The following is a 20188-nucleotide window of genomic DNA, read 5'->3' as shown; positions in this document are numbered from 1 at the left end:
GTTGCAAAACTTACGAGTGGGGATCAATGGGTGACGTCGCTGCTCAGACGTTGCTATGGTCAGCCGACGGAAGCCTGGAGTTGGCAATGTACACGATGCGGGACATCGAGATTATTGAAGGACTGGACATAATTCGGCGAAGACCAGATATGTATATTGGTACGGTTGAGCCGGATCGATCTTCGGCATTGCGCTTGCCGAGTGCAGTTGTCGATGCCATTGCAAATTTGGAGCCTTCGCCAAAAGAGATTTGTGTTGGGTTGTGGAGTCAGTCCACAATCACGGTGGCTTGGGACGGAACGCCGCTTCCCATCGTACCCTTCACTCCGATTGGGAGAACCGTGCCGCATCCAGCAATCTATGAACTATTCTTGTACATCCGCGCTGGTGTGCCACCATTCGAGCCATTCGCCATCGGTGCCATCTTGAACGCCCTGTCAGAGCGGCTCGTTGTATCAACCGTGCACGACGGTCAACGATACCGGGTCAGTTTTTCCAAGGGGAAGCTCGTCTCCCTTCTCGACGTAGTGAGTTGCGATAGACCATTGGGAACCAATTGGTTCACCTTTAGCCCTGACGCAGCGACCATCGGCGGCTATCAAGTGACGTGGGCCGACATACAATGCCTCACGATGAGGCAAGAAAATCGGCGGCTCTCTATTGAGGACCATTCGGGGGAGAAGGCCGATTGGTGGTAGGAGCCATGCCAGCTTTGGGTCACAAGGCGACAAAGGCGTAACCCACCCGTTGGTCGACGAGACAATGGTGAGTTACGCTTCGCTAACCCACCCTATGATGCCGACGCGCCAACAGCCACCGCCCTCACACCACCACCCACCCCGGCCCCAAACTCAATCTCCCGATACCCCTCCGCTGCAACCCCATTGATGATCCCCAAGAACTTCGGTGTTCCTCCGTTGTACACGAAGTACCGCACCGTCCCCTCTTCGTGGCCGGCGACGTTGGAGTTGTAGCCGGTGAACCACGACTTGGCTTTGCGCATCAGCATGATCTCGTACATCTTTGCGACATGCGCGGTCCAGCGCTGCTGCGCCTCTTCCGTGGCGTCGGCGCGGGTGAGGCCGCGGTCCCACATGTATTGCAGGAGATTGGTGCACCAGTTGACGCCGTTCTCGATGCCGCGCGGAAAGTTCGTCGAGGCAGAGGCGCTTTGCGGGCCGGTCGGCATCAACAGGTTCGGGAAGCCGTGGACCATCATGCCGAGGAAGGTCGACGGCGCCTGCTTCCATTTGTCTGATAGCTTCGCGCCGCCGATGCCGGTGATGTCGATCAGGTCGTAGGCGCCGGTGATGGCGTCGAAGCCGGTGGCGTAGACGACGATGTCGAAGTCGTAGTCGCGCGCCGTGGTGCGCAGGCCCGTCTCGGTGACGCGCACCAGCGGCGTCTCGCTGAGGTCGATGAGATGCACGTTGTCGCGATTGTACGCCTCGAAATATCGGGTCTCCAGCGGCAGGCGCTGCACGCCAAAACCGTGATCCCGCGGGATCAGCTTTTCGGCGACCTTCTGATCCTTCACGCGGCGGCGGATGCGGTCCGCGATATATTCGGACAGCTCCGCATTGGCGGCCTCGTCCATGAAGATTTCGCGGAAGTTCGCGAGCCAGATGCCAAAGCCGGGCTCGTCGTAGAGCTTGTCCCAGAGCGCCAGCCGCTCCTCGCGGCTCACCTCGTAGAAGCCGCGCTTGTCGGGGCCGTGCACGAAGCTGCCCGGCGTGAGCGCGCAGGCGGCGAAGATCTCGTCATAGCGCGCGCGGATGTCGGCCATCTCGGCTTCCGAGATCTCGCTGTTGTTGAGCGGCGCGCTCCAGTTCGGCCGGCGCTGAAATACCGTGAGCTCGCCGACCTTGTCGGCGATCTCGCCGATCACCTGAATGCCGGTCGCGCCGGTGCCGATCACGGCGACCTTCTTACCCGCGAGATCGACCGGCTCGTGCGGCCAATAGTAAGTATGGAACGAGCGACCCTTGAAATCCTCGATGCCAGGCACGCGCGGCATGGTCGGCGCCGAGAGCAGGCCGATGCCCAGCACGACGAAGCGGCAGGTCAGCGCGCGGCCGTCGCTGATCCTGAGTTGCCAGAGGTCGCGCGTCGCGTCGAACTGCATCGCCTCGACCTTGCAGTTGAACTGCATGTGCCTGCGCAGGTCAAACTTGTCGGTGACGTAGTTGAGGTAACGCAGATTCTCGGGCTGGCCGGAGAAGCGCTCCTTCCAGTGCCACTCGTCGAGCAGCTCGCGCGAGAACGAGAAGCCGTAGGTGTAGCTCTCGGAATCGAAGCGGCAGCCCGGATAGCGGTTCCAGTACCAGGTGCCGCCGAGATCGGGCGCGGCCTCGAGCACGGTGGCGCCGATGCCGAGATCGACGAGCCGCTTGATCTGGTAGATGCCGGCGACGCCGGCGCCGACCACGATCACCTCGAAATGGGTTTTCGCCTCACCCGTCATTGTCAGCTCCAATAGTCTTCTTGATCTGTTGGGCTGGATTACAGACCCTTTTGCCGGATCAGGCAACCGCGCGGCGGCGCGCGCGACTTGCGTTGAGGCGCTGCCTGCACCACATCGATCTCAGCATTTCAACGCGCGGCAATCCGGACCAGCGAATGGACGACAATCTCACCGGCGTCTGGGACGGCAGCTACGTCCAGCCGAGCGGCATGGTCACGTTCCTGGCGACGTTGATCGACGCCGGCGGCGCGCTCGGCGGCAGCGTGACCGAACCCTGCGTCGCGCCGGGCTGCCCGATCAGCACCCACAATGCCTCGCTGGCGGGTCACCGATCAGGCCGCGCGGTGACGTTCGTCAAGCGCTACGAACCATCAGGCTACGGCTATGACACCGTCCACTATGAAGGCGCTGTCAATGCCGACGCGACGGAGATCGACGGCCGCTGGAGCATCCGCGGCACGGCGTTCTCGGGACGGTTCTTGATGGTGCGCTCGACGGGGCCGGCGCAGGCGGTGACGGCCGAAGACGAGATCAAGGAGCCGGTGCGCTAGGTGGTGTGGACTCTAAGGATTCCCTTTTAGGCGCAAATCAGATTCAAGACTGCTTTTGGGGAGGCAGTCTTGGGTGTGATGGACCGTTTGGTATTGAGCGACGCGGCTTGGGAGCGGATGGCGCCGCTGATCATAGGTCGCCCCGACCAGAAGGGCTCCACTGGGCGCGACAATCGGATGTTCGTGGAAGGTGTACTTTGGATTGTTCGCACGGGCTCTCCCTGGCGTGATCTCCCGGAGGCGTTCGGGGATTGGAACAGCGTGTTCCGGCGCTTCAGTCGATGGAGCATCAAGGGCGTCTGGTGGCGGATCTTCGAGGCGATGTCCGATGATCCGGACTTCGAATATCTGATCGTCGATTCCACCATCGTCCGGGCGCATCAGCACGCCGCCGGCGCCAAAAAAGGGGGTCTGAAGATCAGGCGATCGGCCGCTCGCGCGGGGGGCTGAGCACCAAGATACATATGGCCGTTCGTGGCTTGGGATGTCCCGTACGGTTCGCGCTGACCGCAGGCCAGCAGGGCGATGCACCGCAAGCTGCCGCATTGATCGAGGGACTACCTGCCGAGGTCGTCATGGCCGATACGGCCTATGACGCCGATCATTTGCGCCAAGCCATCGCCGCCAAGGGCGCGCTCGCCGTCATCCCCAACAACCCGTCACGCGCACTCAAATACCCGCTGGACAAGCACCTCTATGCCCAGCGTCACCTCGTCGAATGCTGCTTCTCAAAGCTCAAGCAGTTCCGCCGCGTCGCAACCCGCTTCGAAAAGACCGCCCGAAATTATCGCGCCGTCGTCACTCTCGCAGCCATCGTCCTTTGGATGCGGTAAGTGTCCACACGACCTAGCGCCTGACGAGATCAAGGGAATCCAGCCGCGACCTCGCCCCGCTTGCGGCAGGCAATCGCATAGGGCTACGGCCATGTCCCGTAGCGTGGGGTGAGGCGCGCCTGTCCTATTTCTGAATAATAGAATAATGCCGCTGATTTGCCCGACATGTCAAGTGGCCGTGTCGAATGCCGGCACGCCGCCGGCTCCTGTGCATGGGGTTGTTTTCGATGTTTTGGCAATGCGCCCCTGCGGAGGCAGGCCATATGCGGCTAAAGCCCCTCACCCAGCCCTCTCCCCGCAAGAACGGGGAGTGGGCGATTTACCGACAGCGCTCAGCCCAGCGCCGCGATCTCGTGCGCGAGATTGTCGCGGGCGCGGCGGTCGTAGGTCGCGGCGAAGCCGGCATCGGGGAAGATCACCTGGCGAGCAGCAAAGTGGCGAAGCACCTTGGCGCGGCCGGCGCGATAGTCGGCATCGGCGACATGGATGAACTCCTGCCGGATCGCCGCGGCATAGGCATCGTAGCGCGCGGGCTCGGCGCCGAGAATGCTGAGGTCGATCGAGATCAGGATCGCGCCGAGACGATCATCGGCCTGAACGTCGTGCGTCTTCGTCAGACGGATCAGGCGGCCGACCTCGTGGCCGATCCCGGCGCGAACATGTTGTTTGGCGAGCTGCGCGCTCAGCTCTTCATTGTCCGGCCGCGTCGGGTCGTAGACGACATCGTGCCACCAGATCGCCTCCGACAGGATCTCGCGCTCGACCACCGAGAGGCCGTCGACGCGCGCGAGCGCCGCGAGGCAGTCCTCGATATGCGCGAGGTTATGATAGTGGCGGCCGGGCGCCGTGTAGGCGGCGACCAATTCTTCGCGGTTCATCGCCGAGGTATATGACGAGAGCGGCGGAAATGGTAGCGGTCGGGTCCGTCACACCGGCGGCTTCCACGATCTCTCAAATGCAGGACAACGACAGCCACCGCCTTCCCGACCAGCTCCGCGCCAATCTGCGGCTGGTGTTCGTCGGCACCGCGGCCAGCACGCGCTCGGCCGCCGTCGGGCATTACTACGCGCATCCCGGCAACCGCTTCTGGCGCGCGCTGCATGAGGCCGGCATCACGCCGCGGCGCTATCGGCCGGAGGAGTTCACGGCCTTGCTCGAACTCGGCATCGGCTTCACCGATCTCTCCAAGACCGGCGCCGGGATGGATCATGAGATCGCGCGGGGCTCGTTCGATGTCACGGGCTTCAGGACCAAGATCGAGATGGTTCGGCCGAGGACCATCGCCTTCACCAGCAAGAAGGCCGCGAGCCTGTTTTACGACAGGCCGACCAGCGCGCTTGCGCTCGGCCGGCAGCCGGCCGTGAGCGGTTTTCCAGACGTTTTCGTGCTGCCGTCGCCGTCGGGTGCGGCGTCCGGGCATTGGACGTTGCAGCCGTGGCGTGAGCTGGCGCAGTGGATCACGGAACCGTAGGACGGGTAGAGCGCAGCGAAACCCATCCTACGAAGCCCGCCCGTTACTCCTTCAACGTGATCGCAAGCCCGCTGAGATCGACATTGGCCATCAACCCGATCTGCTTGCCGCTCAATTCGAGCACCGCGCCGTTCTGGTTGGTCAAGAGGATGCCGCGCACGCCGGCGCCGAGCGCAACGCCCATGCCCGCCGCGGCATAGACGCCGGCGATATCCTGGGCGCGGCGGATGTTGCGCACCCGCCCCTGCAACGTGGTCTGCGAGCCACCGAACACGAGGCCGTAGTCCAGCCCGCCGGCGGTCAGCCCGTAGGTCTGGCCGTGGAAGGTCAGGACGCCCTTGCCGGCGGAGCCGCCGAATATCCAGCCGCCCTTGAAGATGACGAGCGTCACCGCGCCCTCGTCGGCCAGTGCAGCGGACGATCCGGTGAGCAGCGCCAGCGCGAACAACACGGCGCGGGCGGCGGATGACAATCTCATGGGGAGTTCTCCGGACGAAGTGAAGCGAATCGCGGCAATCCAATCGGGCGGCGGCACGTCGAAATGCCGGCAAAGCACGCGGGATTGCGCTTGTTCCTGTTACTGCGAAGTCTATCATCGCCCGCATAGTCGCGCGACCATTGGCGCATGCACGCCCGGCGCTTTGCGCCATCGCTGAGGAGTTTGCGCAACAGGGACCCGCATCGATGCACGATTTCACCCCACTTTCCGGCCTCGCCGGCGGCGCACTGATCGGGCTTGCCGCGGCGCTGCTGATGCTGCTGACCGGGCGGATCGCCGGCGTCACCGGCATCGTCGGCGGCCTGCTCCAGCCCGATACCGCCGACCGCGCCTGGCGCATCGCCTTTATTGCGGGGCTGATCGCGGCGCCCTTGATTGCGGCTCTATTCGGCGCGCCGCTGCCGCGGCCGGCGATGAATGCGAGCCTTGTGGTGATCGCGATCGCGGGGCTTCTGGTCGGGTTCGGCACAAGGATGGGCAATGGCTGCACCTCGGGCCATGGCGTCTGCGGCTTCGCGCGGCTGTCCGGCCGCTCGATCGTGGCAACGTTCATCTTCATGACGGCGGCGATCGTCACCGTTGCCATCGTCAGGCACGGGATCGGAGGTTGACCATGCCGGTTCTCGCAAGCTTCCTCTGCGGTCTGATCTTCGGCGCGGGCCTTTTGATCTCGGGCATGACCGATCCGCTGAAGGTGCTAGGCTTCCTCGACCTGTTCGGCGCATGGGATGCGACGCTCGCCTTCGTGATGGCGGGTGCGGTTGCGGTCTCAGCAATAGGCTTTGCGATCGCGCGGCGGTGCACAGCGCCTGCCTTCTCGGCGCGCTTCCTCTGGCCGGACCGCAACGACATCGATGCGCCGCTGGTTGGTGGCGCAATCCTGTTCGGCATCGGCTGGGGCCTCGCCGGCATCTGCCCCGGGCCCGCGCTGGTCAATCTCGCCGGGCTTTCGCTGCCGATCGTGGTGTTCGTCGTCGCGATGCTGGCAGGCATGATCGGCCAGAATCTCTTCGGCAAGAATCTCTGGCGCCGGCGCACAATGGCGCCGCGCGGCGTCGAAACCGCTTCCCTTCCATCTCGCGCAGACGGCTGACCCCAATGACAGAAAACACAGCAATCAAGCACTTCCCTCCTCCACCCGGCATCACGGCGCCGCCGCTCTCGTTCGGCGCCCGCGTCGGCGATCTCTTGTTCATCTCAGGCATTCCCGGCTTCGACGCCAACCGCGACCTGCCCGATAGCTTCGAGGCGCAGTTCGCCAATGTCGTTACCAATTTCCGGCGCGTGCTGACCGAGGCTGGCGCCACGATGCGCGATCTCGTCAAGGTCAACGTGCTGCTGACTCGCGCCTCTGACGTCGCGACGATGAACGTTCTGTATGCCGGCGCGTTCGGCCCTGCACCCTACCCCGCGCGCACCACCTGCGTGGTGGTGGCGCTGCCCAATCCGAAGATGCTGATCGAGATCGAGGGCGTGGCACACGTCAAGGGGTGATCCCCGCACTCTCAGTGTCGTCCCGGCGAAGGCCGGGACCCATCACCACCGATGCGAATAGTTTCGCGCTATTGCAACGACGAGTCCCACTTACAATATCCGCCGCGGCGTATGGGTCCCGGCCTTCGCCGGGACGACGATGTGGGAAGAGCGGCGCGCCATCTGCACCGCGCACCGCGCTTCTTCAGTGAGCCCTCAAAACAGCGACCCCTGCCCGTCGTCCTCGCGCACAGGCGCCTTGCGCAGCGCTGCCTTCTTCGGGGCCGGCGCGTCCTCCGCCGCGATCTCTTCCGCGCTCATCGGCAGCAGCAATTGCGCATCGTCGTTGGCGACGGCATTCACGCGCATCGTCACCTGGTGCCAGGCGAACTCGCCGACATCGGGCCCCTTCAGCATCGGCATCACGTCGTCGACATCGTTGGGCAGGCAGTCGAGCCAGTGCGCGAATTGCTCGGGCCGGATCGTGACAGGCACGCGGTGGTGCAGTTGCGCGAGGTCGGGGCTCGCAGGCGCGGTAACGATCGCGACCGTGTCCTGCTCCTCGCCGTTCGGTCCCATCCAGGTCTCGGCGAGTGCGGCGAAGGCGAGCGGATGGCCGTCGCGGCGATGGATGAAGAACGGCCGCTTGCGGCCGCCGGCGTCCTGCCATTCGTAGTAGCCGTCGGCCGGGATCAGCGCGCGGCGCCGCTTGATCGCGTTCTTGAACGCGGGCTTCTCCCGCACCGTCTCGGAGCGGGCGTTGATGAGCAGCGAGAACGTGCGGGGATCCTTGACCCAGGACGGGATCAGGCCCCAGCGCATCAGTTGAAAGTGCCGGCCGCCATTCTGCAGCAGCACGACCGGGATCGGCTGGGTCGGCGCAACATTATACCGCGGCGGAAAATTCGGCTGCTCGATGTGGCCGAACATCTCGCGTAAGGCCGCCGGCGGCGAGGTAATGACAAAGCGTCCGCACATATCCTGTCCAGGGTGGTATCCGTTTATTCCGCCTTAACTTAGACCGTTAAAGACTGCGACCAATGACCTCAACGGCCGCCATAGCGGGCTCTTCCCCGCGACCGACGTACCCCGACGAGGCGCGGGCGGCGCTGTTGCGCGCCGCCAACATCAATCCCCGTACCGGGCTTGCGACCGACTACCTCAATCACTTCAACGAAGCCATCATGCTGCTGGAGATGGTGCCGGACCTGCCGGAATGCGCCAGCGATTTCCTCGAATGGCAACCCCTGTCCTATGCCGAGCATTTCACCGCGTCCAATTTTCGGGCGCGTGAGCTCGCGATCGAAGCCTATCAGATGGCGGATGCCGCCATCCGGGCCGAATTCGACCAGCTCACCGACAGCATGACCAAGATCCTGACCGAGGTCGGCTCCGCGATGCGGCAATTGCACCAGGACAAGAGCCGGGTCGCGCTCGCCGAGCAGGCAATCGTCTGGGTCAAGCCGCTGGTGATGCAGACTGCCGGTGTCATCAACGGCGCCGCAGAGGCCGATGTCGAGCGCATCATGGCGGGCGCCTGATTTATCGGGCATGATGGTCGTCAAAACTGGTTGTCGTCTTGAGCTCTCCCGAACCTCCGATCCGCCCGCAACTCGCCGTCTCCGGCGTGATTTTCCGCGACGGCAAGGTGCTGCTGGTGCGCCGTGCCCGCTCGCCCGGCAAGGGCTTCTATTCGCTGCCCGGCGGCCGGGTCGAATTCGGCGAGACGCTGCACACCGCCCTGCACCGGGAGATCGATGAGGAGACCGGTCTGCGGGTCGAGATTCTGGGGCTGGCCGGCTGGCGCGAGGTGCTGCCGACCGGTCCCGGCACCGGGCACTATATGATCATGACGTTCGCGGCGCGCTGGACCTCCCGCGAGCCTGCGCTGAACGACGAGCACGACGATTTCAAATGGCTGGCGCCGGAGGAGATCGGCGACCTCAAGGTCACTGGCGGTCTCCATGAGGTGATTGCGGCCGCCCGGCGGCTGGTTTGAGGCCTGTTTTTGGACCTCGCCCGCCTTGCCTCGGGCGCATTGAGGGGGCATACCACGGCGATTCCGGAACCCCTGATGATCAGAGCCTTTCTCGCCGTTGTGATCCTGATGTCGGCATGCCTCGCGACGCCCGCCCGGGCGCAGGACGCGGCTGCGCCGTTCGACGGCGATCTGCAGCGGCTGGCCGAGATCCTCGGCGCCCTGCACTATCTGCGCGGCATCTGCGGCTCCAACGAGGGCGCCAAATGGCGCAACGAGATGCAGGCGTTGATCGACGCCGAGACCCCCTCCGGGGACCGCCGCGCCCGCATGGTCGCGGGCTTCAACCGCGGCTACAACGGCTTCCAGCAGAGCTACCGGACCTGCACCCCGGCCGCCACCGTGGCGATCCGCCGCTATATCGAGGAAGGCTCGAAGATCTCGCGCGACCTGACGGCCCGCTATGCCAACTGAACGCGCGATCTTCTTCGACCTCGACGGCACCCTGACCGACCCGAAGCCCGGCATCACCGGCTCGATCCAGTATGCACTGGAAAAGCTCGGCCGCCCGGTTCCGTCGCAGGACGAACTGACCTGGTGCATCGGGCCGCCGCTGAGGGCGAGCTTTGCGATGCTGCTTGGCGGCGAGGAGCTCGCCGACAGCGCCGTCGAACTCTACCGCGAGCGGTTCGGCGATGTCGGGCTGTTCGAGAACAGCGTCTATCCCGATATCGCGGACGTGCTGGCGGAGCTGCGGCAGGCACCGGGGCGCATCTACGTTGCGACCTCGAAGCCGCATGTGTTCGCGACGCGGATCGTCGCGCATTTCGGCCTCAGCGGCTATTTCGACCACGTGTTCGGCTCCGAGCTCGACGGAACCCGGGTCAACAAGGTCGACCTGCTGGCCTATGCGCTCGAACAGACCGGGGCCGATCCGGCGCACGCGCTGATGATCGGCGACCGCAGCCACGACGTGATCGGCGCGAATCGCAACAGCATCCGCGCGATCGGCGTCACCTATGGCTACGGCACGCCGGAGGAGCTGATCGGGGCTGGCGCCAGCCATCTGTGCGCCTCGCCGCGCGCTGTGCTGGACCATATCCACAGCTCATTTGGCTGATCGCGGCGGCGACATCCGGAATTCCCCTTCAAATGCCGTGGCGGGCGTTAACCTTTTCGAAAGATGTGGGCTAGGCGGTACCGGCATGCGTGATAAATCTCGCGCGTCGCAGTGGTTCGCTCCTCGGACCGCGCGCATCCATTTTGCAGAGTTTCATGCGCCATCCAGCGTCCTTTCCCCATCACCAAGACCCGCGTCCCGATCACGAGCAGAAGCAGGCCGCGCTGGGCTATTTGAACGAGGCGTGGGCGGAAGCGCGTCACGACGGCGTCGACGGCGACTGCCTCGCCCAGGCGAGCCTGTTCGCGGCGCTCGCCGAGCTGGTCGGCACCTATGGCGAGGATGCGGTGGCGAAGTTCGCTGAGGGCCTCGCCGCGCGGGTGCGCAACGGCGAGTTCTCGCTGGCATTGGCCCGGCAGTAATCCCGCAAAGCGTTTTCGAGCGAAGTGGGCACCGGTTCGCGTAAAGAAAACGCGTCAAACAAGGATCTGGCGCATTTGATGCGCTAGGCCCTCAGCGTCTCGAGGAACCGGACCGGCTCGCCGGTCGACGGCGTCGTGACTTCGCCCTGCCACATCACCCGTTTGCCGCGCACGAAGGTGCCGACCGGCCAGCCCTGCACCCGCACGCCATCATAGGGCGTCCAGGCTGCGCGCGAGGCGATCCATTTGTTGGTGATGGTCTCGCTGCGCTTCAGATCAACGACGGTGAAGTCGGCATCATAGCCCGCCGCGATGCGGCCCTTGCAGGCGATATTGAACAGGCGCGCCGGACCCGCGCTGGTGAGATCGACGAAGCGAGCCAGCGACAGCCGCCCGGCATTGACGTGATCGAGCATCAGGGGCACCAGCGTCTGCACGCCGGTCATGCCCGACGGCGAGGCCGGATAGGTCTTGGCCTTCTCCTCCAGCGTATGCGGCGCGTGGTCGGAGCCGAGCACATCGATGATGCCCTGCTCGATGCCGTACCAGATGCCGGCACGGTGATCGGCCGAGCGCACCGGCGGGTTCATCTGCGCCAGCGTGCCGAGCCGCTCGTAGCACTCCGGCGCGGCCATGGTGAGGTGGTGCGGCGTTGCCTCGCAGGACGCGACATCCTTGTGATCGCGCAGATACAGGATCTCTTCCTTGGTCGAGATGTGCAGCACGTGGATGCGCTTGCCGGTCTCGCGCGCGAGATTGACCAGGCGCTCGGTCGCCATCAGCGCTGCGGTCTCGTCGCGCCACACCGGATGCGAGCGTGGATCGCCCTCGATCCGCAGCGGCTTGCGCTCGTTCAGACGATACTCGTCCTCGGCGTGGAACGCGGCGCGGCGCCGGATCACCTGGAAGATCCGCCGCAGGCTCTCGTCGTCCTCGACCAAAAGAGCGCCGGTGGAGGAGCCGATGAACACCTTGACGCCGGCGCAGCCCGGCGCGCGCTCGAGCTCCGGCAGGTCCTGCACGTTCTCGCGGGTGCCGCCGATGAAGAACGCGAAGTCGCAATGCATGCGATGGTGGCCGCGCTTGATCTTGTCGGTAAATGCCTCTTCGGTGACGGTCAGCGGATTGGTATTCGGCATCTCGAACACCGCGGTGACGCCGCCCATCACGGCGCTGCGCGAGCCGGTCTCGAGATCTTCCTTCTGCGTCAGCCCGGGTTCGCGGAAATGCACCTGGGTGTCCATCACCCCGGGCAGGATATGCAGACCCTTGCAGTCGATCACCTCGCCGGCCGAGGCCTGGCCGAGCGATCCGATCGCGGCGATGCGGCCATTCGTGACGCCGATATCGCGCACGCCCTCGCCGTCCTGATTGACCACAGTGCCGGATTTTAGAATGGTGTCAAAATGCTGATTCATCGGTCCTCGGCGCCCGCTTTCGGCTGTCGCGCGGGCCTTGTTCGGCGCACTCTAGCGCCTTAGCTTGGCAGGGGATATCCGCGGGGACAGCGTTTCCCAAGGAACTTGGAAAAAGAGCCAATTTTGCGAATGAAAGCAGCGTTTCTTCCAGATCGGGGCGTGGTCAAAATCTCTGGCGAGGACGCCCGCAACTTCCTCAACGGCCTCATCACGACCGATGTCGAGCAGCTGGCCCCGGGACAGGCCCGGTTTGGCGCGCTGCTGACGCCGCAGGGCAAGATCATCGTCGACTTCCTGATCACCGAGATACCCACAGGCCATGGCGGCGGCTTCCTGATCGACGCGCCGCGCGCGCTCGCCAAGGGGCTTGCCGACAAGCTCGGCTTCTACAAGCTGCGCGCCAAGGTCGTGGTCGAGAACCTGTCCGACAGTCTCGGTGTGCTGGCAGCCTGGGACGGCGAGCCGGCGGCAATCCCCGATCTCGCTTTCGCCGATCCGCGCAATGCGGCGCTCGGCTGGCGCATCCTGATCCCGGAAGATCTGAAGCAGAAACTCACCGACCTGATCGGCGCGGATCTCGTCGACTCCAGCGCCTATGAGGCGCATCGCATCGCGGCCGGCGTGCCGCGCGGCGGGCTCGACTTCATGTATGGCGACGCGTTCCCGCACGAGACCAATATGGACCGCCTCAACGGCGTCGATTTCGACAAGGGCTGCTATGTCGGCCAGGAGGTGGTGTCGCGCATGCAGCATCGCGGCACGGCGCGCACCCGCACGGTGAAGATCATTCTCGACGGCCCCTCCCCCGAGACTGGCGCGATGATCCAGGCTGGCGACAAGCAGGTCGGCACCATGGGCTCGACCGCCGGCGAGAAAGGCCTCGCGCTGGTGCGCATCGACCGCGTCGCCGGCGCGCTCGACGCCGGCCTGCCGCTGACCGCGGGCGGGCTCGCGCTTCACCTCGCCGAGCCGGACGCCGTCCGCACCCCACCCAAGAAGACCGTCGCATGAGCCGCGCCGCGCAACTGCACCCCGACGGCGAGACGCGCTGCCCGTGGCCGGGCGAGGATGCGTTCTACGTCGCCTATCACGACAATGAATGGGGCGTGCCGGAATATGACGACCGCGCGCTCTATGAAAAGCTGATCCTCGACGGCTTCCAGGCCGGCCTGTCCTGGATCACGATCCTGCGCAAGCGCGAGAATTTCCGCAAAGCCTTCGACGATTTCCAGCCCGAGAAGATCGCGCGCTACACCGACAAGAAGGTGCACGCGCTGATGAACGACGCCGGAATCGTCCGCAACCGCGCCAAGATCGAAGGCACGGTGGCGAGCGCCAAGTCGTATCTCGAGATCATGGAGAAGGGTCCCGGCTTCTCGAAATTCCTGTGGGACTTCGTCGACGGCAAGCCGAAGGTCAATCAGTTCAAGACCACCGCGAGCGTGCCGGCCTCGACGCCGGTCTCGATCAAGGTCTCCAAGGAGCTCGGCGCGCGCGGTTTCAAATTCGTCGGTCCCACCATCGTCTATGCCTTCATGCAGGCGACCGGCATGGTCAACGATCACCTCGTGACCTGCTTCTGCCACGAGGCCTGCAGCGGCAAGCTCCGCACACCGCGGCTCAAGAAGAAATGACTGCGCGTCAATCGACCGAGACCACCCGCGCCTGGCAGCGGATGTTGTCGGGGCGGAGGCTCGATCTGCTCGATCCGTCGCCGCTCGATATCGAGATCGTCGACATCGCGCATGGACTGGCGCGGGTTGCGCGCTGGAATGGCCAGACCTCTGGCGCGCACATCTTCTCGGTGGCCCAGCACACACTGCTGGTCGAGGCCGTGATGCGTCAGCAGATGCCGCGCGTCGATATCAGCCATCGTCTCGCCGCACTGCTGCACGACGCGCCTGAATATGTCATCGGCGACATGATCTCGCCGTTCAAGGCGGTGCTATCCGGCGAATACAAGGCGGTGGAGAAGCGGCTGCTGTCGGCGATCCATATCCGCTTCGGCCTGCCTGCGGTATTGGCGGACGAGATCACCCAGCAGATCAAGGCTGCCGATCGCGGTGCCGCCTATCTCGAGGCAACGCATCTGGCGGGATTTTCGCAGGCCGAAGCCAGGCGGCTGTTCGGCCGCGATCCGGGATTGCCGGAAGCCACCGAGCGCGACTATCTGACGCCATGGACCGCAGCGAGGGCCGAAAAGCAGTTCCTCGAACGCTTCAAGGCATTGCACGTATCGTAGGCGCGGCACCGCGAAGCGTGCAGCCGGTTGCGCCGCAAAACCAGGTACGGGCATCGCCCGCAAAACCAAGAGCGGGCATCGCGACGCCCGGCTTTGCCCACCCGGGAGCAGCCGTTATAATCGGGCGCACCCGCTAGCCAAGGACCATCATGCTTCACGTCTGCTCGCTTGCCGCGCTCCCCGACACGGTTCGTGCCACCGGCGCCAGCCATGTGCTGACCGTGATGGCCAATGTCGACCAGGTCCAGCGGCCGCCCTCCGTGCTTCCGGGCAACCATCTGAAAGTGTCGATGGACGACATCATCGAACAGATGGACGGGTTCGTTGCGCCGAACGAGACGCATATCGAGAGGGTGCTGGCCTTCGTGCGCGGCTGGGATCGCAGCGCGCCGATGGTGGTGCATTGCTACGCCGGCATCAGCCGCTCGACCGCGAGCGCCTTTGCCACGGTCTGCGCGCTCAATCCGCACCGCGACGAAATGTCCATCGCCCGGCTGATCCGCGAGGCCTCGCCGATCGCGGCGCCCAACCGGCTGATCGTCAGCCTCGCCGACAAGGCGCTGGGCCGCGAGGGCCGGATGCTGCGCGCGCTCGATGCGATGGGCCCCGGCAGCATGAGCGTCGAGGGCCGGCCCTTCCGCATCGACCTGGACTAGCACGGCTGGCCCCGGCCGATCGCTTGAACTTCCAGTCCGCTCAACTGCACTACTAGAGCGGGATGACTTTTCTTCGAATCGTCATCCTGCTCTAGTTCTTTGATTTGAGCATGATCTTTTCGGAAAACCGCACGCGCTCTTCCGGATCATGCTTTAGGTTGCGACGGGCGGCCGGCTGGCCGATGGTCCGGCGCGTCCCGCCGGAGGCCCAATGTTCGATTCGCCGTTCGATTTCCTCACGCTCGTTATCGCGATTGTCGCAATCATCTTTGCGCGCAAGGCGCTGGGCCAGAATGCGGTGCTGCAGCGCCGGCTGGATGCGATCGAGGCCGCAGGCGTGGCCGCCGCGCGGACGGCCGTGCCGCCGCCGCTGACGCCGCTGCAGGAGTTCGAGCACACGCTTCCTGCGGCACCTCCCATCGTGCCGCCGCCGCTCCCCGAAGCGGCTGCGAGCGAGCCGGATGTGCATGCAGAGGCAGCCACGGAGGCGGCAAGCGCCACGCCACCGCCCCTGCCGGCCCCGCCGCAGCACGCACCCGGCTTCGAGGAGACGCTCGGCACACGCTGGGTGGTGTGGATCGGCGGCCTGACGCTTGCGCTTGGCGGCTTCTTCATGGTGCGCTATTCGATCGAGGCTGGGTTGCTCGGGCCCGGCGTGCGCACGATGCTCGGAGGGCTGTTCGCGCTGGCGCTGCTCGGCGCCGGTGAGTGGACGCGGCGCAAGGAAAGCATCTCCAGCATCGCGGCACTGCCGGTCGCCAACATTCCGGCGATCCTCACCGCCGCCGGCACCGCGGTGGCGTTCGCCACCGTCTATGCCGCCTACGCGCTGTACGACTTCCTCGCGCCGGCAACCGCCTTCATCCTGCTCGGCATGGTCGCGCTCGGCACGCTCGCGGCCGCACTGCTGCATGGGCCCGCGCTGGCCGGGCTCGGCATCGTCGGCGCCTTCGTCACCCCGATTCTGGTCTCCTCCGACAAGCCGGACTTCTGGTCGCTCTACATTTATCTTGCCATCGTCACGGCGGCGGCGTTCGGCCTCGCGCGCATCCGGCTGTGGCGCTGGCTTGCGGTCACGACGATCGCCTTCGCGCTGCTATGGACCTTCCCCTGCCTGCAGTGCGGGCCGGAGATGATCGCGCCGCACGTCTTCCACGTGATCGCGGGCTTCGTGCTGGCGGCGCTGCTCGTGGTCTGCGGCTTCATGTTCGGCCCCGACGGCGATGGCGAGGAGATCGAGCCGATCTCGTCCGGCTCGCTCGCGGCCTATCTGTTCGGCGCGATGCTGATCGTGCTCAACAGCGCGCATGCCGACATCGCGATGATCGGCTTTGCGCTGCTGACGGCGGGCAGCCTTGTCGTGGCCTGGCGCGCCCCGGCCGCGGCCGGCGCGATCGCCGCCGCGTCGGTCTTCGTCTTCATCGTGTTCGGCGAATGGGCCATCCGCCGCAACGTCGACATGCTGGTGCTGCCGGGCGGTGCGATCCCTGGCATCGGCCCCTCCGCGACCGACGGCTCGGTCTCGCTGCATCTCGTCACCGCGGCGCTGTTCGCCGCCGCCTTCGGCATCGCCGGCTTCCTCGCGCAACTGCGTTTTGCCACCACGAAGATCACGGTGACCTGGGCCGCGGCAGCCGTGTTCACGCCGGTCGCGCTGCTGGTCGCACTCTATGCACGCATCGCGCATCTCGATCGCTCGATCCCGTTCGCGATCCTCGCCGTGCTGCTCGCCGCCGCCTACGCGGCCGCGACCGAAGCACTGACCCGGCGCGGCGAGCGGCCGGAGCTGTCGCCCTCGATCGCGCTGTCGGCCACCGGCGCCCTCGCCTCGCTGGCGCTGGCGCTGACCTTCGCACTCGACAAGGGCTGGCTCACCATCGCGCTGGCGCTGGTGTCGATGGGCGCGGCATGGCTGTCGGTGCAGCGGCCGATCCCGTTCCTGCGCTGGCTCGCCGCGATCCTGGCCGGCATCGTGGTGCTGCGCATCGGCTACGAGCCGCGGATCGCGGGCGACGCCGTCGGCACCACGCCGATCTTCAACTGGCTGCTGTGGGGCTATGGCGTTCCGGCGCTGTCATTCTGGGCCGGAAGCCATTTCCTGCGCCGCGATGGCGACGACGTCCCGCTGCGCATGGTCGAATCCGCTGCGATCCTGTTCACGGTGCTGCTCGCCTTCATGGAGATCCGTCACGCGGTCAATGCCGGTGACGTCTATCGCGAGAGCGCCGGGCTGACCGAGGTCGCGTTGCAGGTCGGCGTGACGCTCGCGATGGCGATCGGGCTGGAGCGCCTGCGGCTGCGCAGCGGCAGCATCGTCCACAATGTCGGCGCGGTGCTGCTGACCGCGTTCGCCGGGCTTGCCAGCCTGTTCGGGCTGCTGGGGCTGGAGAACCCGATGCTGTGGTGGCAGGACGTCGGCGGCAGCTTCTTCAACCTGCTGCTGCTCGGCTACGCATTGCCGGCCGTGCTGGCGCTGCTGCTGTCCTACGCGGTAGCGGGGCATCGTCCCGCTGCATATGCCAACACGATCGCCGCCGGCGCGCTGGTGCTCGCGCTCGCTTACGTCACGTTCGAAATCCGCAGGCTCTATCATGGACCGGTGCTGACGCGCGGCGAGACCACGGGTGCGGAGCAATACACCTATTCGATCGCCTGGCTGATGTTCGGCGTCGTGCTGCTCGGCATCGGCATCGTCGTCAACTCGCAGCGGGCGCGGCTCGCCTCCGCCGCGGTGATCGGGCTTACGATCCTGAAAGCGTTCCTGGTCGACATGTCGACGCTCACCGGAGTCTACCGGGCGCTGTCGTTCATGTGCCTTGGCATCGTGCTGGTCGCGATCGGCTGGCTGTATCAGCGGATCCTGTTCCGCAGGCGGGCCGCTCCGCCGGTCCCGCAGGCTGGGGCCTGAAGCTTGTTGTCCTGAACGGCGAGCGCCTCAGTCGACGGATTCGGCAACCAGCCGAATCCTGAACACGGGCTTCCGGCTCTCGTCGAGCAACTCCATGTGCCATTCGCTGTCTTGCTTCATGTTGCGCGAAATGCTGCCAAGGAAATTACCGCAGACCTTGGTCATCTCGGCCCAGGCCACGTCACGGCTCTCGAACTCCGTCGCGTGGTCGGACGCACCAGCGTAATCGCCATCACTGATACGGAAAAAATATTGCGCCATATGACTACTCAAATCGGTGTCCTCGTCATCCCGCCTGTCGGCGAACGCTAAGGTATTGAGTAGCTATCAACGCGCGGAGACCGCCATCCGTATGACTACGGCTTGGCGTTATTCCCGCTAGCGCGCAGATGAGACGTTAGTCGGTGGAACGGCGCAATTCCGGCGCGCTTTCGACCTTGGCGGGCTCGGCCTTGACCGGCTCGAGCTTCGCGCTTCCGACCTGCGGTGTCTCGACGCGCGACACTTCGGTCGGCGAGGCATCCGCCGATCGGGTGCGCGGGTGCAGCGAACGCGGACGCGCCACTGCGCGTGCCATCAGCATTTGCTGGCCGCCCTGGTGATGGAAATCGCAGTAGGCGAAGCCCATGCCGGAGACCGAGCCGCGGAACGTGCGGTCGTCCTGCTTGTCGAGATTGAAGCAAGGTTCGAACGGAATGCCCTTCAACGACGCGCAAACGCTCTGACCGCGGATTTGCAGCGTATTGCCGGGCAGGCGCACGTGGCGGATGGGTCCGGAGCCGGAGAACTGGATCGAGCCTGCCGCGCCCAGATCGTCGAGGATACGGCCGGCGCCCCGGGTGCCGTCGAAGCAGGTGAAGGCGAACACCTTGCCGGCGACGAATTTGCGGGCCTCATCGGCGTTCATCGCGCCTGCGAATGCCGGCACGACCATCGCTCCGGCCGTGACGGCCCCCAACAGCAAACGCCCAAGCATGAGCTACTCCACTTACGAGCGCGGGCACCCGCTCCTTGTTGAGCATGACCCCCGCACCAACGCTTCTCGACGTCTGCGCGAGGAAACCCGGCCCCCCGGGATCATGCTGCAAGCCTCTTTACCCGCTGCTTACCATACCAACCGTGGCAACATTGGAGCAGCTTGGTTGGTAAAGTCTGAACGTCCTCAGACTATTTTTACCACGATCCGGCCGCGGACCTGGCCAGCGAGGATTTTCGCACCATACCCCATGACCTCGTCCAAGGCGATTTCATGAGTGATATCAGCCAGTTTTGCCTTATCCAGATCGCTGGCAAGGCGGCGCCAGGCAGTCCTGCGGAGCTCGATCGGGCACATCACGGAATCGATGCCGAGAAGGCACACACCGCGCAAAATGAAGGGCGCGACCGACGACGGCAGGTCCATGCCGGCCGCCAGGCCGCAGGCCGCGATGGCACCGCCGTACCTGGTCATCGAAAGCAGATTGGCGAGCGTGGTCGACCCGACGCTGTCGATGCCGCCGGCCCAGCGCTCCTTCGCAAGCGCCTTGGGGGCACCCGACAGCTCGGCGCGGTCGATCACCTCGGTGGCACCGAGTCCCCTGAGATAGTCGGCCTCTGACATCCGCCCGGTCGAGGCGATGACGTGATAGCCTAGCTTCGAGAGCACGGCGATCGCGACCGAGCCGACGCCGCCGGCGGCGCCCGTCACCACCACCGGGCCGCTCTTCGGGGTGAGACCGTGCTTCTCCAGCGCCAGCACCGAGAGCATCGCGGTGTAGCCGGCGGTGCCGATCGCCATCGCGTCACGGGCCGAAATCCCGTCCGGCAGTCGCACCAGCCAGTCGCCCTTGACGCGGGCCTTTTCCGCATAGGCGCCGAGATGGGTCTCGCCCATGCCCCAGCCGTTGCAGACGACCTTGTCGCCCGCCTTCCAGTCGGGATGGCTGGATTGCTCGACGGTACCGGCGAAATCGATGCCGGCGATCATCGGGAAACGGCGCACCACCGGCGCCTTGCCGGTCAGCGCCAGGCCGTCCTTGTAGTTCAGCGTCGACCATTCGACGCGGACGGTGACGTCGCCGTCCATCAATTCCGCGTCGTCGAATTGGGTCAGTGCGGCGGTGGTACCCTTGTCCGCCTTGTCGATCCTGATTGCCTTGAACGTTGCCACGATG

At 65.3% G+C, this 20188-nt stretch carries 25 protein-coding genes; 17 read left to right on the top strand and 8 right to left on the bottom strand.

All coding sequences use genetic code 11. The annotated features are described in order from the left end of the window. Positions 1-26: 26 nt before the first annotated feature. Positions 27-698, top strand: coding sequence for a hypothetical protein (locus HAP47_RS11995; RefSeq protein ID WP_173638064.1), 672 nt, complete (start codon positions 27-29; stop codon positions 696-698). A gap of 92 nt (positions 699-790) precedes the next feature. On the opposite strand, the gene HAP47_RS11990 is transcribed toward HAP47_RS11995, so the two are convergent. Then, positions 791-2464 carry a flavin-containing monooxygenase gene (locus tag HAP47_RS11990; RefSeq protein ID WP_173638065.1) on the bottom strand — a complete coding sequence of 558 codons (1674 nt, stop codon included), beginning with the start codon at positions 2462-2464 and terminating at the stop codon, positions 791-793. A 155-nt stretch (positions 2465-2619) separates the two neighbouring features. Here HAP47_RS11990 and HAP47_RS11985 point away from each other — a divergent pair, with 155 nt between their 5' ends. Continuing rightward, positions 2620-3015 carry a hypothetical protein gene (locus HAP47_RS11985; RefSeq protein ID WP_173638066.1) on the top strand — a complete coding sequence of 132 codons (396 nt, stop codon included), beginning with the start codon at positions 2620-2622 and terminating at the stop codon, positions 3013-3015. A 69-nt stretch (positions 3016-3084) separates the two neighbouring features. Then, positions 3085-3848 (top strand): IS5 family transposase gene (locus tag HAP47_RS11980; RefSeq protein ID WP_173637509.1). Its coding sequence is split into 2 segments (ribosomal slippage): positions 3085-3420 and positions 3423-3848, totalling 762 coding nucleotides; the frame shifts between segments, so codons are not numbered across the junction. Between the two features lie 332 nt (positions 3849-4180). On the opposite strand, the gene HAP47_RS11975 is transcribed toward HAP47_RS11980, so the two are convergent. Beyond that, positions 4181-4726, bottom strand: coding sequence for an HD domain-containing protein (locus HAP47_RS11975; RefSeq protein WP_173638067.1), 546 nt, complete (start codon positions 4724-4726; stop codon positions 4181-4183). A 77-nt stretch (positions 4727-4803) separates the two neighbouring features. On the opposite strand from HAP47_RS11975, the gene HAP47_RS11970 reads away from it, so the two are divergent. Continuing rightward, positions 4804-5319, top strand: coding sequence for a mismatch-specific DNA-glycosylase (locus tag HAP47_RS11970; RefSeq protein WP_173638068.1), 516 nt, complete (start codon positions 4804-4806; stop codon positions 5317-5319). A gap of 43 nt (positions 5320-5362) precedes the next feature. Here the strand turns inward: HAP47_RS11970 and HAP47_RS11965 are convergent, their stop codons facing one another. Next, complete coding sequence (locus HAP47_RS11965; RefSeq protein ID WP_050403182.1) at positions 5363-5797, bottom strand: hypothetical protein; 435 nt, start codon at positions 5795-5797, stop codon at positions 5363-5365. A 206-nt stretch (positions 5798-6003) separates the two neighbouring features. Between HAP47_RS11965 and HAP47_RS11960 the strand changes: the two genes are divergently transcribed. From HAP47_RS11960 to HAP47_RS11950, 3 genes are read left to right on the top strand one after another with little or no spacing between them, the layout of a single operon-like run. Then, positions 6004-6429 carry a YeeE/YedE family protein gene (locus HAP47_RS11960; protein WP_173638069.1) on the top strand — a complete coding sequence of 142 codons (426 nt, stop codon included), beginning with the start codon at positions 6004-6006 and terminating at the stop codon, positions 6427-6429. A 2-nt stretch (positions 6430-6431) separates the two neighbouring features. Then, positions 6432-6911, top strand: a complete 480-nt coding sequence (locus HAP47_RS11955; RefSeq protein WP_173638070.1) for a DUF6691 family protein — start codon at positions 6432-6434, stop codon at positions 6909-6911. A 5-nt stretch (positions 6912-6916) separates the two neighbouring features. Then, the gene (locus tag HAP47_RS11950) at positions 6917-7312 is read left to right on the top strand and encodes a RidA family protein (protein WP_173638071.1); all 396 of its coding nucleotides are present in this window, start codon (positions 6917-6919) and stop codon (positions 7310-7312) included. 195 nt (positions 7313-7507) lie between these two features. Here HAP47_RS11950 and HAP47_RS11945 read toward each other — a convergent pair whose 3' ends face one another. Beyond that, the gene (locus HAP47_RS11945; protein ID WP_173638072.1) at positions 7508-8269 is read right to left on the bottom strand and encodes an SOS response-associated peptidase; all 762 of its coding nucleotides are present in this window, start codon (positions 8267-8269) and stop codon (positions 7508-7510) included. Positions 8270-8331: 62 nt separating this feature from the next. Here HAP47_RS11945 and HAP47_RS11940 point away from each other — a divergent pair, with 62 nt between their 5' ends. From HAP47_RS11940 to HAP47_RS11920, 5 genes are all read left to right on the top strand, one after another. After that, positions 8332-8832, top strand: coding sequence for a hypothetical protein (locus HAP47_RS11940; protein ID WP_173638073.1), 501 nt, complete (start codon positions 8332-8334; stop codon positions 8830-8832). Between the two features lie 38 nt (positions 8833-8870). Further along, on the top strand, positions 8871-9290 hold the full coding sequence (locus tag HAP47_RS11935) for an NUDIX hydrolase (protein ID WP_173638074.1): 420 nt from the start codon (positions 8871-8873) through the stop codon (positions 9288-9290). 75 nt (positions 9291-9365) lie between these two features. After that, positions 9366-9743 carry a TIGR02301 family protein gene (locus HAP47_RS11930; protein ID WP_173638075.1) on the top strand — a complete coding sequence of 126 codons (378 nt, stop codon included), beginning with the start codon at positions 9366-9368 and terminating at the stop codon, positions 9741-9743. Beyond that, positions 9733-10389 carry an HAD family hydrolase gene (locus HAP47_RS11925; protein ID WP_173638076.1) on the top strand — a complete coding sequence of 219 codons (657 nt, stop codon included), beginning with the start codon at positions 9733-9735 and terminating at the stop codon, positions 10387-10389. The genes HAP47_RS11930 and HAP47_RS11925 overlap by 11 nt, the downstream gene beginning before the upstream one ends. Positions 10390-10544: 155 nt before the next feature. Next, on the top strand, positions 10545-10811 hold the full coding sequence (locus HAP47_RS11920) for a hypothetical protein (RefSeq protein ID WP_028332620.1): 267 nt from the start codon (positions 10545-10547) through the stop codon (positions 10809-10811). A gap of 83 nt (positions 10812-10894) precedes the next feature. Here HAP47_RS11920 and HAP47_RS11915 read toward each other — a convergent pair whose 3' ends face one another. Next, on the bottom strand, positions 10895-12229 hold the full coding sequence (locus tag HAP47_RS11915) for a dihydroorotase (RefSeq protein ID WP_173638077.1): 1335 nt from the start codon (positions 12227-12229) through the stop codon (positions 10895-10897). Between the two features lie 129 nt (positions 12230-12358). Between HAP47_RS11915 and ygfZ the strand changes: the two genes are divergently transcribed. From ygfZ to HAP47_RS11890, 5 genes are all read left to right on the top strand, one after another. After that, positions 12359-13240, top strand: a complete 882-nt coding sequence (ygfZ, locus tag HAP47_RS11910; protein ID WP_173638078.1) for a CAF17-like 4Fe-4S cluster assembly/insertion protein YgfZ — start codon at positions 12359-12361, stop codon at positions 13238-13240. Further along, positions 13237-13863: a DNA-3-methyladenine glycosylase I gene (locus HAP47_RS11905; protein WP_173638079.1), complete on the top strand. Its 627-nt coding sequence runs from the start codon at positions 13237-13239 to the stop codon at positions 13861-13863. The genes ygfZ and HAP47_RS11905 overlap by 4 nt, the downstream gene beginning before the upstream one ends. Beyond that, a complete protein-coding gene (locus HAP47_RS11900) occupies positions 13860-14471 on the top strand; it encodes a YfbR-like 5'-deoxynucleotidase (RefSeq protein ID WP_173638080.1) in 612 nt (203 codons plus the stop codon). The genes HAP47_RS11905 and HAP47_RS11900 overlap by 4 nt, the downstream gene beginning before the upstream one ends. Positions 14472-14620: 149 nt before the next feature. Further along, the gene (locus HAP47_RS11895) at positions 14621-15127 is read left to right on the top strand and encodes a tyrosine phosphatase family protein (RefSeq protein ID WP_173638081.1); all 507 of its coding nucleotides are present in this window, start codon (positions 14621-14623) and stop codon (positions 15125-15127) included. A 211-nt stretch (positions 15128-15338) separates the two neighbouring features. Continuing rightward, on the top strand, positions 15339-18035 hold the full coding sequence (locus HAP47_RS11890) for a DUF2339 domain-containing protein (RefSeq protein ID WP_173638082.1): 2697 nt from the start codon (positions 15339-15341) through the stop codon (positions 18033-18035). Between the two features lie 27 nt (positions 18036-18062). Here the strand turns inward: HAP47_RS11890 and HAP47_RS11885 are convergent, their stop codons facing one another. From HAP47_RS11885 to acuI, 3 genes are all read right to left on the bottom strand, one after another. Further along, the gene (locus tag HAP47_RS11885) at positions 18063-18296 is read right to left on the bottom strand and encodes a DUF6894 family protein (RefSeq protein ID WP_050403167.1); all 234 of its coding nucleotides are present in this window, start codon (positions 18294-18296) and stop codon (positions 18063-18065) included. 136 nt (positions 18297-18432) lie between these two features. Further along, positions 18433-19011, bottom strand: coding sequence for a hypothetical protein (locus HAP47_RS11880; protein ID WP_173638083.1), 579 nt, complete (start codon positions 19009-19011; stop codon positions 18433-18435). Between the two features lie 186 nt (positions 19012-19197). Then, positions 19198-20184 (bottom strand): acrylyl-CoA reductase (NADPH), encoded by a 987-nt coding sequence (acuI, locus tag HAP47_RS11875; protein ID WP_173638084.1) that lies wholly within the window; start codon positions 20182-20184, stop codon positions 19198-19200. Between the last annotated feature and the right edge of the window lie 4 nt (positions 20185-20188).

Source organism: Bradyrhizobium sp. 41S5, assembly GCF_011516665.3.
GTDB classification, from domain to species: domain Bacteria; phylum Pseudomonadota; class Alphaproteobacteria; order Rhizobiales; family Xanthobacteraceae; genus Bradyrhizobium; species Bradyrhizobium quebecense.
Note: the sequence above shows the minus strand (reverse complement) of the source record. Positions and strands in the feature narration are given on the sequence as shown.

Excerpts from the sequence above, each read along its gene's own strand:
- HAP47_RS11900 (WP_173638080.1), top strand. The coding sequence starts at position 13,860 with ATGACTGCGCGTCAATCGACCGAGACCACCCGCGCCTGGCAGCGGATG.
- HAP47_RS11880 (WP_173638083.1), bottom strand. The coding sequence starts at position 19,011 with ATGCTTGGGCGTTTGCTGTTGGGGGCCGTCACGGCCGGAGCGATGGTC.
- HAP47_RS11995 (WP_173638064.1), top strand. The coding sequence starts at position 27 with ATGGGTGACGTCGCTGCTCAGACGTTGCTATGGTCAGCCGACGGAAGC.
- HAP47_RS11905 (WP_173638079.1), top strand. The coding sequence starts at position 13,237 with ATGAGCCGCGCCGCGCAACTGCACCCCGACGGCGAGACGCGCTGCCCG.
- HAP47_RS11985 (WP_173638066.1), top strand. The coding sequence starts at position 2,620 with ATGGACGACAATCTCACCGGCGTCTGGGACGGCAGCTACGTCCAGCCG.
- HAP47_RS11940 (WP_173638073.1), top strand. The coding sequence starts at position 8,332 with ATGACCTCAACGGCCGCCATAGCGGGCTCTTCCCCGCGACCGACGTAC.
- HAP47_RS11915 (WP_173638077.1), bottom strand. The coding sequence starts at position 12,229 with ATGAATCAGCATTTTGACACCATTCTAAAATCCGGCACTGTGGTCAAT.
- HAP47_RS11975 (WP_173638067.1), bottom strand. The coding sequence starts at position 4,726 with ATGAACCGCGAAGAATTGGTCGCCGCCTACACGGCGCCCGGCCGCCAC.
- HAP47_RS11895 (WP_173638081.1), top strand. The coding sequence starts at position 14,621 with ATGCTTCACGTCTGCTCGCTTGCCGCGCTCCCCGACACGGTTCGTGCC.
- HAP47_RS11955 (WP_173638070.1), top strand. The coding sequence starts at position 6,432 with ATGCCGGTTCTCGCAAGCTTCCTCTGCGGTCTGATCTTCGGCGCGGGC.
- HAP47_RS11945 (WP_173638072.1), bottom strand. The coding sequence starts at position 8,269 with ATGTGCGGACGCTTTGTCATTACCTCGCCGCCGGCGGCCTTACGCGAG.
- HAP47_RS11965 (WP_050403182.1), bottom strand. The coding sequence starts at position 5,797 with ATGAGATTGTCATCCGCCGCCCGCGCCGTGTTGTTCGCGCTGGCGCTG.
- HAP47_RS11920 (WP_028332620.1), top strand. The coding sequence starts at position 10,545 with ATGCGCCATCCAGCGTCCTTTCCCCATCACCAAGACCCGCGTCCCGAT.
- HAP47_RS11950 (WP_173638071.1), top strand. The coding sequence starts at position 6,917 with ATGACAGAAAACACAGCAATCAAGCACTTCCCTCCTCCACCCGGCATC.
- ygfZ (WP_173638078.1), top strand. The coding sequence starts at position 12,359 with ATGAAAGCAGCGTTTCTTCCAGATCGGGGCGTGGTCAAAATCTCTGGC.
- HAP47_RS11885 (WP_050403167.1), bottom strand. The coding sequence starts at position 18,296 with ATGGCGCAATATTTTTTCCGTATCAGTGATGGCGATTACGCTGGTGCG.
- HAP47_RS11890 (WP_173638082.1), top strand. The coding sequence starts at position 15,339 with ATGTTCGATTCGCCGTTCGATTTCCTCACGCTCGTTATCGCGATTGTC.
- HAP47_RS11930 (WP_173638075.1), top strand. The coding sequence starts at position 9,366 with ATGATCAGAGCCTTTCTCGCCGTTGTGATCCTGATGTCGGCATGCCTC.
- HAP47_RS11925 (WP_173638076.1), top strand. The coding sequence starts at position 9,733 with ATGCCAACTGAACGCGCGATCTTCTTCGACCTCGACGGCACCCTGACC.
- HAP47_RS11990 (WP_173638065.1), bottom strand. The coding sequence starts at position 2,464 with ATGACGGGTGAGGCGAAAACCCATTTCGAGGTGATCGTGGTCGGCGCC.
- HAP47_RS11970 (WP_173638068.1), top strand. The coding sequence starts at position 4,804 with ATGCAGGACAACGACAGCCACCGCCTTCCCGACCAGCTCCGCGCCAAT.
- HAP47_RS11960 (WP_173638069.1), top strand. The coding sequence starts at position 6,004 with ATGCACGATTTCACCCCACTTTCCGGCCTCGCCGGCGGCGCACTGATC.